Here is a 12,155-nt window from a genome sequence, read left to right as displayed (position 1 = left end):
AGCGAAGGAGCGTGCGGTCCGATGCGTGCCGTGATGTTCGAGAAGTTCGGCGAGGAGCCCGAAGTCAGGACGGTGCCGGACCCGGAGCCGACCGCGTACGGCTCGGTGATCCGGGTCGAGGCGACCGGGCTGTGCCGCAGCGACTGGCACGGCTGGGTCGGGCACGACCCGGACATCCGGCTGCCGCATGTGCCGGGCCACGAGCTGTCCGGCGTCGTGGAGGCAGTGGGCCCCGGCGTCGTCAACTGGCGTCCGGGCGACCGGATCACGGTGCCGTTCGTCTGCGCGTGCGGCCGGTGTCCGGCGTGTGCCGCGGGCGACCAGCAGGTGTGCGAGCGGCAGACCCAGCCGGGCTTCACCCACTGGGGGTCGTTCGCCGAGTACGTCCTCATCGAGAACGCCGACGTCAACCTCGTCGGCCTGCCGTACGGCCTGTCCTACGCCACCGCGGCCGGCCTCGGCTGCCGCTTCGCCACGGCGTTCCGTGCCGTCGTGGCACAGGGCAGGACCGCCCCCGGGGAGTGGGTCGCGGTGCACGGGTGCGGCGGCGTGGGGCTGTCCGCGGTCATGATCGCGGCCGCGTGCGGGGCGCGGGTCGTGGCGGTCGACGTCTCGGCAGAGGCCCTGGCCCTGGCACGGCGGTTCGGCGCGGCCGTGTGCGTCGACGCCTCGTCGGTGCAGGGCAGTGCGGCGGAGGCGGTGCTCGAGGCGACCGGCGGAGGCGCCCACGTGTCGCTCGACGCACTGGGCAGCCCGCAGACCTGCGCCGCCTCGATCAACAGCCTGCGCTGCCGCGGGCGGCATGTGCAGGTGGGGCTGCTGCCGTCGGCGACGGGGGATCCGGCGCTGCCGATGGCGCGCGTCGTCGCGCTCGAGCTCGAGGTGCTCGGCAGCCACGGCATGGCCGCGCACGCCTACCCGGCCATGATGGACATGGTCGGCTCCGGACTCCTCAGGCCCGACCTTCTCGTCACCTCGGTCATCGGTCTCGACGAGGCGCCGGCGGCGCTGGCCGCGATGGGGACGGCGTCCGCCAGGGGCGTCACGGTGATCGAACCGCACCGGTCCGCCTGACGGACGTCGCGCGACCGGCTTCATCCGGCTCTCGGCGCCGACGTCGGGCGCGGGGGGGTGTCGCCGCGGGGCAGGCGGTCAGCGGAGTGCGTGGGGGAGGGGCGCGTCCGTGTCCGGGAAGGCCTGTTCGGTCCAGATGGTCTTCCCGGACGGCGTGTACCGCGTCCCCCACCGCTGCACCACCTGGGCGACGATGAACAGCCCGCGCCCGCCCTCGTCGTCACTGGCGCTGTGCCGCAGGTGGGGCGAGGTGTGGCCGCCGTCCGAGACCTCGCACAGCAGCGTGCGGTCGCGGATGAGCCGGAGCTGTACAGGCGGTGCGGCATGCCGGATCGCATTCGTCACCAGCTCGCTGACGACCAGCTCGGTCGTGAACGCCAGCTCCTCCAGGCCCCATGCGCACAGCCTGCTGGTCGCCAGCTCACGGGCCTTCGCCACCCCCGCGGGCTCTGCAGGCAGCTCCCAGACCGCGACCCGCTGCGCGCCAAGCTCCCGGGTACGGACGAGGAGCAGGGCCGCATCGTCGGCTTCCGGGCCGCTCGGCAGCAGCTCGGCGAGCGCCAGGTCGCACAGGTCGTCCAGCGAGTCCCGGGGCTCGCTGAGCACGCCGCTCAGCGTCTCGAGCCCGGCGTCGACGTCGCGGTGGCGGGACTCGACCAGGCCGTCCGTGAAGAGCGCGATGAGGCTGCCCTCGGGCAGCTCGATCTCCATGGACTCGAACGGCAGGCCCCCGAGGCCCAGCGGCGGACCCGGCGGGAGTTCGGGGAAGGACAGGGCTCCACCAGGCCCGACGATCGCCGGGGGCAGATGGCCGGCCCGGGCCATGGTGCACAGCCGGGACACCGGGTCGTAGACCGCGTACAGGCAGGTCACCCCGGTGGCCACGTCGTCCTCGGGGCCGAGACCGCCCGGGCCCTTCGAGGACGCCCGCTCCTCCGCGGACTGCCCCACCAGGTCGTCCAGGCGGAAGAGCAGCTCGTCGGGGGCGAGGTCGAGGCGCGCCAGGGCGCGTACGGTCGTGCGCAGCCGCCCCATGGTGGCCGCCGCGTTGAGGCCGTGGCCCACGACGTCTCCGACGACGAGTCCGACTCTGGTCCCCGAGAGGGCGATGACGTCGAACCAGTCGCCGCCGACGCCCGCCCGGCTGTCCGTGGGCAGATAGCGGTAGGAAACGTCGACCGCGGACTGCGGCGGCAGGTGCTGCGGGAGCAGGTTGCGCTGCAGGGTGAGGGCCGCGGTGCGTTCGCGCGTGTAGCGGCGGGCGTTGTCGAGGCTCACGGCGGTGCGGGCCACCAGCTCGTCGGCCAGCGAGAGCTCCCCGGTGTCGAAGGGCGCGGGGTTGCGGGTGCGCAGGAAGGTGACGAGCCCCATCGTCGTACCGCGGGCGCGCAGCGGTACGACCAGGGTGCCGCCTTCCAGGACGGCCCTGCCCGAGGAGAGGCCGCGGTCCTGCGGCGAGGCCGCCGGATAGCCGATGCGATACGGCTCCCGCACCGCCCCGGCCTCCGCGCCCTCGGCTCCCTCGGCTCCCTCGGTCCCCTTGGCCGCCCCCTCGGCTTCCGCCCCCTCCGCCGCGTCCTGCGAATCCGAGCGCCGCGCCATCCGCACGAGCGGGCCCGGGAGTTCCTGCGCGGAGTCCGGCTCCTCGCCCTCCAGCACGTCCTCCACCAGGTCGACCGTCACCGTGTCGGCGAACTGCGGGACCACCACCTCGGTGATCTCCCGCGCGATCAGCGCCATGTCGAGCGTGGTGCCGATGCTGCCGCCCGCCCGGACCAGCAGCTCGAGACGCTGCTGGGCCCGGTAGCGGTCGGTGATGTCGAAGGCGTCCTCGCACACGCCCAGCACATGGCCGCGCGCGTCCTGCAGCCGGTAGTACGAGCAGGACCAGAAGTGGTCGTTCTCCGGGTCCGCGGGCGGGCGGCCGCGGAAGTGCAGATCGACCACCGGCTCGCCCGTCGCGAGCACGTACCGCATGACCTCCGGGAGCGTGGACGGGTAGTTCGCGGAGAGGAACTCGCCGCCGGGGTACAGCTCCTCCACGTACAGGCCGAGGAACCCCTCGAGCGGAAGGCCGATCTCCTCCTCGTACTTGGCGTTGGCCCACGCCACGCGCAGATCCCGGTCGTAGATGGCCAGGGCGATCGGCGACTGGGTGGCCAGACCCTGGTACATCGCCTGGTGGGACTCCCAGCGGCGCAGCCCTTCCAGGTCGGCCGTGACCAGGACGCGTGCCGCACCCGTACCGCCGTCCTCCAGCTCGCACACGGTCGTCGCCACCTGCAGCACATGGCCGTCCCGGTGGCGTGCGATACGGGGCTCGCTGTGGGTCATCGGACCGGTGTGGCCCTCGACGAAACCGGGGAATTCGGGCTCGGGAGTCGGCCGGCCCACCAGCAGCGTGTCCAGCCGATGCCCGATGATCTCGTGCGCGGGATAGCCGAGCAGTTCCTCGGCCGCCGGGCTCCACCCGATGATCACGCCCCGGGCGTCCAGCACTGCCGTGGCCGCCCTGGTCACGTCGAGGGGACCAAGGAAGTCGGCGCCGTCCGCCGCGTTCCACGTGCTCATGGCATCAACCCAGCCCGGATTCAGTACCTACAGAATCGATCCTGATCAAGGCGTCCACAACCGCAGTGCCCGGGTCCGTCGGGATGAGGGGCACTGAGGGGCAGTGCGAGGCACTGAGGGCACTGAGGGGAGCGCGGCACCGAGGGTGCGCTGACGTGCGTACGGGTGCGCTGACGTGCGTACGGGTGCGCTGACGTGCGTACGGCTGACGCGTGCGACGGCGCGCACGCGTCAGCCGTACGGGATGGCCGCGGTTCCGGACTATCGGTCCGCGCGGCGGCGGCGCAGCGTGATCACGGCGCCGGTGCCCGCCAGGACCAGCAGCGCGGTGCCGCCGGCGATCTGCGCGGAGGTCGCCTGGTCGATGCTGCCGCCGAGGCCGCCCTCCGTGCCCTTGCTGGGCGTGGTGGGCCGTGCCGTCGGCGACGTCGGCCTTACCGTCGGCCTTGCGGTCGGTGACGCGGTCGGGCGGTGGGTCGGGCGAGAGGTGGGCTTCGACGTGTGGTCCCCCGGGTCGGGCTCGGCGAGAGCCGCCGGAGCCGCAAGGCCGAGGGTCGCACCGGTTACGAGGGCCACCGCGAATATTCGTCCAGCTTGCATATCGGATCTCCTGCGCCGGCGCGGCCCGCCTTGCCAAGCCGCTTCGGGGTAATTCCGGCGCAACTGGATTAAGCATGGAAATCCGGGCCGCCGCGACGGCTGGGCCGGGGCACATGTCACCCCGTTGGAGCACCGGAGCCCGCCGCGGCGGACGCCTCTGCGCAGGTTGGCCGTCGTATGGGCCGGCTGCGGCAAGGGTTTCGCCGCAGCCCGCCGCATGGGTGAGCCGTCGACCGAGCCGAGTACCTCCGAAGGAGGGTCGTACTCCGTCCCGGCACGCACGCCGGAGGCGCGCCCGGCTCGGCGGCGTGGGTGGTGGGGAGGGTGAGGGCGACGGCCTCGCGCCGCGGGTCGACGGAGATCTCGGCGAGGCCGATGGAGACCTGGTGCGGGTCCTTGGCGCCGTCCGGCCTTTAGCTAGCGGTACGGGGGGAGAGAGGGCGCCGCTGCCCGCGTACCAGTCGGGTCCCGCGATGTCCGCTTCCGAGCGCGGACTGGCCGCCGTCGCCGGGCTCGCCTACGACCTGGTGGTCCTGCCGCTTCAGCTCCCGGCGGCCTTCAGCGCGGCCGCGAAGCGGCCCCAACTCACGTTCGTGCTCGACCATCTGGGCAAACCGCGCATCGCCGGGGGGGCAACTGTATCCGTCGGCGGACCGCGTACGGGTCCTCGCCGCCCTGCCGAACGCGGTCTGCAAGCTCTCGGGCATGGTCACCGAGGCGGCCTGGGATGCCTGGACGGTCGACGACCTGCGCCCGTACGCGGACGTGGTACCGGGCTCCGCCCCAGACCCCGTCCCGGGTCCAGGGGCGAAGCCCCATGCGGCGGGGCCGCATAGCGTCCTCAGCCCGAAAGGCGATCGCGGGCGGAGCCCCTATGGGGCACTGCGGGGAAGGGGCCGCCGGACACGGCCCGGGTCGCCGGGCCCATGGAGCACCGCGGCTTCGGAGACCGACAGGGCCATGGCCATGATGGTGAGCTGCGGGTTCACCTCCGGGCAGCTGGGCAGCGCCGAACCGTCCGCGATCAGGACGCCGCGCACGCCGCGCAGCCGGCCGTCCGGGTCCGCGGGAGCGGCCTGCGGATCGGCGCCCATCGCGACCGTCCCCGTCGGGTGGAACGCGGACAAGTGCAGCTGCCGGGCCGTCACTCCGCGCAGCAGCTCGGCGAGTTCGGCCTCCGACCGGGCCCGTGGAGCTGCCGGGATCCCGGTCAGGACCTCTTCTGCACCGGCCGCGAAGAGAATCCTGCCCATCGCGCCGATCGCGCGCAGCAGCCGGTGCCCGTCGCCCCGGTCCAGGTCGTAGCGCGGCAGGCCGCGCCGGGTGCCCAGGACCCGGCCCGAGGGCCGGTCGGCGATCATCGCGCCCAGCGTGGCGAGGGAGCCCGCGCCCTCCAGCTCCGTGCGCAGCTCCCGGCCCACCCCGGGCAGTACGAAGGAGCCCATGCCCGGTGGCCCGGCCGTCGCCTCGATGAGGATGCCGTCCCCGTGCAGCTTCTCCACGCCGACGCTCTGCAGCACTCCGCGCCACGCCGTGACGGGCTCCGGGAAGCGCCCGGCGACGCTGTACGCCGGATGGACGGCGAGGTTGCGGCCGAGCCGCGGATGGCCGCCGAGGCCGGAGCGGCGCAGCAGCGGCGGCGACTGGAGGGCTCCGGCCGCCACGACGACGAGCGGGCTCAGGATCTCGAACTCCGTGCCGTCCGGCCGCCGGACGGCGACTCCGCACGCGCGCGTACCGCCCGGGCGGTCCGGTTCCGCCAGGATGCGCAGGACGTACGCGGTGGTGACGATCCGGGCTCCAGCGGCGCACGCCCCGGGCAGCACGGACAGCTGAACGCTCTGCTTGGCGCCGGTGGGGCACCCGACGACGCACTGGCACGAGCCCGTGCAGCCGGGCGCGTTGCGGCGCAGCGGGCCCGCCTGCCAGCCGAGGCGCTCAGCCCCGCGCAGGGCCAGCCGCCCGTTGCGGCCGAGGACGTCGAGCGGCTGGGTGGCGACCCGGAGGGTGCGCTCGACCTCGTCCAGGCGGGCCCCGAAGGCGTCCGCGCCGGCGAGGGCGAGTCCGTACGCGTCGCGCCAGCGGGCCAGGACGCGGTCCGGAGTGCGGTAGCACGTACCGGAGTTGACCACGGTCGTGCCGCCGACCGCCCGGCCCACCGGCAGGACCACCGGAGGGTTGCCGAGCGCCACGGTCGCGCCGCCGTCGCGGTACAGCTCCGCGAACCGGTCCAGCGGCGCCCGCCGCCCGAAGTCCGCCGTGGTGTGCCTGCGCCCCTCCTCCAGGACGACGACGCGCATCCCCGACCGGGCGAGCGTACGGGCCGCCATGGCGCCGCCCGCCCCCGAGCCGATGACGACGGCGTCGGCGACCGACCGGTCCGGCCACTCCGCCGACGGCACGCAGTCCAGCGGGGGATCGTCCACCGCGCGCGTGGGCCGGGGCGGAGTTCCCGGCTCCTCATGGAGCATCCGCTCGGTCCCCGCGGCGAGCATCACCGGCACCTTCACGGCGTCGAGCAGCGGCAGCAGCGCGGGCCTGGCGGCGAGCGAGGCCAGTACGGTCTCGCGCTCGGCCGGTGTGAGGCCGTGCAGCCGCCGCCCGGTGCGCACGGCGGCGTACGCGTCGACGGCCGCCGCCGCGCCGCGCACCCCGGCGCGGGCGGGCCACGCCATCGACGCGAGCAGGCCGTCGAGGCGGCCGGGAACCGCACCCACCCACGGGGCGCCGCCGTCGTCGCCGAGCAGCGCGGCGACCAGGCCGCCCAGCCCCCGGCTCACCGGTCACCCACCTCCGCGTGAGCGGTGCCGTCCAGCGTCCACTCCGCTTCCGTGCGCCAGCGGCCCCACCACCGTTCCAGCAGGATGTGCGCGTCGGCGGTCTCGCTGTTGCGGCACACGGCGGTGCTCCCGTCCGGGTCGGTGTAGTCCAGGGCGAGGGTGCGGTCCGCGGGCTGGGTGACCGTGACGCGGATGCGGCGCAGCCCGGCCCGCCCGGTGACGGTCCAGACGGGCAGTCCTATGCGCGCTCGGAATCGCCCGATTCCCGCCCAGCCGACCGCGCTGCGCTCCGCACGGCGCGGCCAGGTGCGGCCGTCCTTGCGCAGCCGCAGGAAGACGAGCGGCGGCAGCCTGTCGAGCCCCCGGCGCATCGAGACGGCCGCGACGATTTCGAGGACGTCGCCGCCGCCGAGGTCGGCGTGCAGCCAGGTCCAGCGGCGCGCGTTGCCGTGCCCGTAGATCCGCGCGGTCGCCCCCGGCGCGCCCGCGAGGCGCAGTTCGCCGCCCTCGTACGCGACGGTGCCCGCGTACGAGGCGCGGGGCGCGGGCACGATCTGCGCGGCGGGCAGCAGCTCACGCCGCCAGGACCAGCGCGGGAAGGTGTACAGCGGCCGGTCCTCGGGCTGTTCGGCGAGATTCCAGCGGAACCTTCCCGCCTCGCCGCGCAGCCGTCCCGGCCCGGCCTCGATCCCGTCGGCGGCGAAGCCGGACGGCCCCGGCCGCCAGGGCACGGGCCCGAAGCGGGCGTGCCGCACCGGCCCACCGGGCGGGAAGAGCGCCACCCAGCCGTGCGCGTACGCCGCCGATCCGTCGCTGGGCGCGGTCAGTTCGTGGTGCAGCCACAGGCCGGTGCCGGTCGCGGGGTCGGTGAGGGTGGTGTACCAGACCTCGGTACGGCCCGGCCTGCCGTCCCAGCGCGGGGCCAGGTGACGGTCCGCGCTGTCATGCCGGGGGAAGCGGAAGCTCGCAAGGAACGGCAGCAGCCCGGTGGCGAGCGGAAAGCGGAGGGTGCCGTGCCCGGCCGGGGCGCCGTCCTCGTCGAGCAGCGTGAAGGGCAGCACGGTCATGGATGTCAGAGGCCGCCGCGCCGACACGGACTTCCAGCCGTCGAGGGCGTACCGGCGGCCGTCCGCGGTGAAGCGCAGCCGGTAGCGGATCCGGCGCCTGGCGAGCGGCGAGATCTCCAACTCGCCCTCGGCGCACGGATCATCGGCCCAGCCGACGACCCGTATTCGCCCGGTCAGCCGTCCCTCGGTCGTACGCATCGGGCGCAGCACCTCGTCCGCCCGCACGGCCAGATCCAGCCGTACCGCCCGCCGTTCGCCCTCCCCGGTGAGCCGCACCGAGCCCAGCATCGTCTCCGCGAACGCGGTGCCGCGGCGGGCCATCAGGCGATCCCCAGACCCTTGAGCATGATCCGCTCGGTCGCGGCGAGGTACGCGTCCGCCGCCGCCCGGGCGGCCGGGCCGTCGCCCGCGGAGACCGCCGCGACGACCGGCTCGAGGCGGGCGTGGGCCGCGGCGGCGTCAAGGAACGGTCCTACGAGGTGCGAACGCAGCGGCAGATACGCGTTGAACAGTGTGTTCGTCAGCAGGCTGTAGACCCGGTTGCCGGTCGCGCGGGCCAGCGCGCGGTGCACCTCGACGTCGGCGAGCTGCACCGCGTCCCCGCCCTCGGCGTCCCCGACGGCCGCCAGCAGCTCGCGCAGCTCGGCGCGCTGCTTGCGGGTGGCCTTCAGCGCGGCTCGCTCGGCGATCAACGCGCCGATGCTGCGCCGCACTTCGAAGATCTCGCCGAGCCAGTCGGGGCTGTGCCGCACGAGCATCGGCAGCAGATCGGCGCCGCCGAGCCGTGCGAAGTCGCGCACGCGCGTGCCGACGCCGTGCCGGGTTTCGAGCAGCCCGGCCTGCACGAGGCGGCCGAAGGCGTGCTTGAGGGTGGTACGGGTGACCCCGTACCCCTCGGCCAGCTGCCGCTCGGGCGGCAGATAGCTGCCGGTGGGATGGCGCCCGGAGAGGATGTCCTCGCGCAGCCGGCTCTCCAGTACGTCGACGATCGTCTCGCGCGGCAGCGTTTCCACGACTCGACCTCTCCTGTCGGTTCAGTGGCCCAGTGGCTGAGCCACTGAACCATCCCACCCGCCCAAGAACAACCCCCGTGCCCCGAAAACCCTGCGGCCGAAACCGAGTTGCTTCAACCTCCCGGCTCCACGGCCCACTTCCCGCCCTCCGGCCGGGACTTCCCGCCCGCCCGCATTTCCAAGGTCGCGCTCCCGGCGCGACGCAGCCGCTCGGGGCAGGCCACCCTTCCGGGAGCCCACTCCCCGTCCGCCTTCCCGCGCCGGGAGGGGGGTCATCGCTGCGGCCGGCGAGGCAGGGCGTGGACGTCCCCGGCATCGTCACCGTCGCCGCCCGGCTGACGTGCATCATGCTCGCCACCGACCGGGACAGCACCTCGGGCTGGACTCGGCGGAGGTCCTCGGTCCGCTCCTCGCGGGGGTCACGCTGCCGGCGCTGCTGGCCCTGTTCGTCGCCGGGGAGCGCGGGCGCGGAAGCCGGCCTCGCGGCGCTGGACGACAACGCGCGCAGGCTGCTCTGCGCTCCCGACAGGGCCTGGAGACGATCCCGCGCCACCGAAATGCTGCCACCGCAACGCGCCACCTCGCCGCCGGTGGCCCGGTGCCGCCCTCCCGTGGTGCAGTGGAGGGGAGAGGCTCCGCGAAGCTGCTCCGCAGGAGGGACGATGCCCGAGTGGACCTGGGAGTACACCGGATACGTTCCCGCTGAGGAGCGTCTGCGGGAGTCCCTGCTGACCCTCGGGAACGGCTACTTCGCCACCCGCGGCGCCGCCCCGGAGAGCATCGCCGACGACGTGCACTACCCCGGGACGTACGCCGCGGGCTGCTACAACCGCCTGGTCTCCATGGTGGCGGGGCGGCAGGTCGAGAACGAGGACATGGTCAACCTGCCGAACTGGCTGCCGCTGCGCTTCCGCGTCCGCACCGACGGCTCCGGCGCCTGGTTCTCGCCGGACGCCGACGAGCTCCTCGACCACCGGCTGATCCTCGACATACAGGGCGGCAACCTCACCCGCCGCATCCGGTACGAGGACGCCGACGGCCGCCGGCTGCGCGTCGACCAGTGCCGCCTCGTCCACATGGGCGATCCGCACCTGGCGGCGCTGCGCACAGAGTTCACCCCCGAGGGATGGTCGGGCGAGATCGAGCTGGAGTCCGCCATCGACGCCGAGGTGACCAACGCGGGCGTGCACCGCTACCAGGACCTGGCCGGAAACCATCTGACGCACGTACACGCCGGGGCGATGGAGCCCGACACGGTCTGGCTGCGCTGCCGCACCACCACCTCCGACATCCGGATCGGCATGGCCGCGCGCACCACCGTCACCGGAGCGGCCCCCGCGGCCTCCCGCCTGCACATCGCCCAGCTGCGGGTCGCCCATCTGCTGCACGTCCCGGTCTCGCCCGGCGCCCCGGCCACCGTCGACAAGATCGTCGCCCTGCACACCTCCCATGACCCGGCGATCAGCGACCCGCTCGACGCCGCCGTGGGCGACGTCGTGACCGCCCCCGGCTTCGCCGGCCTCCTCGACTCCCAGCGCGCCGTGTGGGAACAGCTGTGGCGGCGTGCGGAGTTGGACGTGCCGGGTGAGGCGGGCACCATCCTGCGGCTGCATCTTTTCCACGTGCTGCAGACGCTCTCGCCGCACACCGCGGACCTGGATGTGGGGGTTCCGGCGCGCGGGCTGCACGGCGAGTCGTACCGCGGCCATGTCTTCTGGGACGAGCTGTTCGTGCTGCCGTACCTGAACCTGCACTTCCCCGGCGTCTCCCGCGCGCTGCTGAACTACCGGCACCGCCGGCTTCCGCAGGCCTGCCGGATGGCCGCCGAAGTGGACAGGGCCGGGGCGATGTATCCGTGGCAGAGCGGAAGCGACGGCCGCGAGGAGACCCAGCAGCTGCACCTCAACCCCCGCTCCGGCCGCTGGCTGCCGGACTACTCCCGGCTGCAGTATCACGTCGGTTCGGCGATCGCCTACAACGTGTGGCGGTACTGCGAGGCCACGGGCGACACCGAGTTCCTGCAGACCAACGGCGCGGAGATGCTGCTGCAGATCGCCCGCTTCTGGGCCGACAGCGCCGCCTACGACCCCGGGCTCGACCGCTACCGGATCCGCGGCGTCGTCGGCCCTGACGAGTACCACGACGGCTACCCGGACGCCGAACAGCCCGGCCTGGACGACAACGCGTACACCAACGTCACCGCCGCCTGGGTGCTCGGCCGCGCCATCGACCTCGTACGCGATCTGCCCGAGCCGCGGCGCAGGGAGCTGTTCGAGCACATCGGGGTGGCCGAAGGCGAGCCCGAGCGCTGGGAGGACGTCTCGCGGCGGCTGCGCGTGCCCTTCCACCGCGGCGTCATCAGCCAGTTCGAGGGCTTCGGCGGCCTGGAGGAACTCGACTGGCAGGGCTACCGCGAGCGGTACGGAGACATCCGCCGGCTCGACCGGATCCTGGAGGCCGAGGACGACACGGTCAACCGCTACCAGGCGTCCAAGCAGGCCGACGTCCTCATGCTCGGCTACCTGTTCTCGCCCGCCGAGCTCTCGGACCTGTTCCGGCGGCTCGGCTACGAGTTCAGCGACGAGCTCTGGCACCGGACCGTCGACTACTACCTGCACCGCACCTGCCACGGCTCCACCCTCAGCGGCCTCGTCCACGGCTGGGTGCTCGCCCGGGTCCGGCGCGCCGAAGCGTGGAGCTTCTGCCGGGAGGCCCTCGAAGGGGACGTCGCCGACCTGCAGGGCGGCACCACGGGAGAGGGCATCCACCTCGGCGCCATGGCCGGCACCCTCGACCTGGTGCAGCGCGGCCTGACCGGCCTCGAGACCCGCGACGACGCGCTCCGGCTCGACCCGGTGCCGCTCCCCGAGCTGTCCGAGTACGGCTTCTCGCTGCGCTACCGCGGGCACTGGGGCGTGGACCTGCGGCTGCGCCACGGCCGCCTGCGGATCAAGGTCCCGCCCTCCTCGGAGCCGCCCATCCGCGTGGCGCTGGCCGACCGGTCGCTCACCGTCGCGCCCGGCGAGTCCTACGCGCTGCGGCTGCCGTAG

7 protein-coding genes and 1 pseudogene are annotated in these 12,155 nt (G+C 74.0%); 3 read left to right on the top strand and 5 right to left on the bottom strand.

Features of this window, described 5'->3' with window-relative positions; genetic code table 11:
* Nucleotides 1-21 precede the first annotated feature (21 nt).
* Complete coding sequence (locus ACTWQC_RS02680; RefSeq protein WP_443313837.1) at nt 22-1,074, top strand: zinc-dependent alcohol dehydrogenase family protein; 1,053 nt, start codon at nt 22-24, stop codon at nt 1,072-1,074.
* Nucleotides 1,075-1,152: 78 nt separating this feature from the next.
* Here ACTWQC_RS02680 and ACTWQC_RS02675 read toward each other — a convergent pair whose 3' ends face one another.
* A complete protein-coding gene (locus tag ACTWQC_RS02675; protein ID WP_443313836.1) occupies nt 1,153-3,645 on the bottom strand; it encodes a SpoIIE family protein phosphatase in 2,493 nt (830 codons plus the stop codon).
* Between the two features lie 261 nt (nt 3,646-3,906).
* Entirely contained in the window at nt 3,907-4,245 is a 339-nt protein-coding gene (locus tag ACTWQC_RS02670; RefSeq protein WP_443313835.1) for a hypothetical protein, read from the bottom strand.
* 488 nt (nt 4,246-4,733) lie between these two features.
* On the opposite strand from ACTWQC_RS02670, the pseudogene ACTWQC_RS02665 reads away from it, so the two are divergent.
* Nucleotides 4,734-5,016 (top strand): annotated as a pseudogene (locus tag ACTWQC_RS02665) (amidohydrolase family protein); the annotation flags it as partial.
* 101 nt (nt 5,017-5,117) lie between these two features.
* Here ACTWQC_RS02665 and ACTWQC_RS02660 read toward each other — a convergent pair.
* The 3 genes from ACTWQC_RS02660 to ACTWQC_RS02650 are packed head-to-tail and all read right to left on the bottom strand — an operon-like array spanning nt 5,118 to nt 9,105.
* On the bottom strand, nt 5,118-7,025 hold the full coding sequence (locus ACTWQC_RS02660) for a GMC family oxidoreductase N-terminal domain-containing protein (RefSeq protein WP_443313834.1): 1,908 nt from the start codon (nt 7,023-7,025) through the stop codon (nt 5,118-5,120).
* Complete coding sequence (locus ACTWQC_RS02655) at nt 7,022-8,413, bottom strand: hypothetical protein (RefSeq protein WP_443313833.1); 1,392 nt, start codon at nt 8,411-8,413, stop codon at nt 7,022-7,024. The genes ACTWQC_RS02660 and ACTWQC_RS02655 overlap by 4 nt, the downstream gene beginning before the upstream one ends.
* Nucleotides 8,413-9,105 (bottom strand): FadR/GntR family transcriptional regulator, encoded by a 693-nt coding sequence (locus ACTWQC_RS02650; protein WP_443313832.1) that lies wholly within the window; start codon nt 9,103-9,105, stop codon nt 8,413-8,415. Before ACTWQC_RS02650 ends, ACTWQC_RS02655 begins: the two co-directional genes overlap by 1 nt.
* 662 nt (nt 9,106-9,767) lie before the next feature.
* Between ACTWQC_RS02650 and ACTWQC_RS02645 the strand changes: the two genes are divergently transcribed.
* Nucleotides 9,768-12,155, top strand: a complete 2,388-nt coding sequence (locus ACTWQC_RS02645; protein WP_443313831.1) for a glycoside hydrolase family 65 protein — start codon at nt 9,768-9,770, stop codon at nt 12,153-12,155.

This window comes from Streptomyces sp. 8N616 (assembly GCF_052246385.1).
Lineage (GTDB): Bacteria > Actinomycetota > Actinomycetes > Streptomycetales > Streptomycetaceae > Streptomyces.
The sequence above is the reverse complement of the archived record's forward strand: the minus strand, read 5'-3'. Positions and strand labels throughout refer to the sequence as shown.

Coding starts and splice junctions, on each gene's coding strand:
- ACTWQC_RS02680 (WP_443313837.1), top strand. CDS start 22: ATGCGTGCCGTGATGTTCGAGAAGTTCGGCGAGGAGCCCGAAGTCAGG.
- ACTWQC_RS02675 (WP_443313836.1), bottom strand. CDS start 3,645: ATGAGCACGTGGAACGCGGCGGACGGCGCCGACTTCCTTGGTCCCCTC.
- ACTWQC_RS02670 (WP_443313835.1), bottom strand. CDS start 4,245: ATGCAAGCTGGACGAATATTCGCGGTGGCCCTCGTAACCGGTGCGACC.
- ACTWQC_RS02655 (WP_443313833.1), bottom strand. CDS start 8,413: ATGGCCCGCCGCGGCACCGCGTTCGCGGAGACGATGCTGGGCTCGGTG.
- ACTWQC_RS02645 (WP_443313831.1), top strand. CDS start 9,768: ATGCCCGAGTGGACCTGGGAGTACACCGGATACGTTCCCGCTGAGGAG.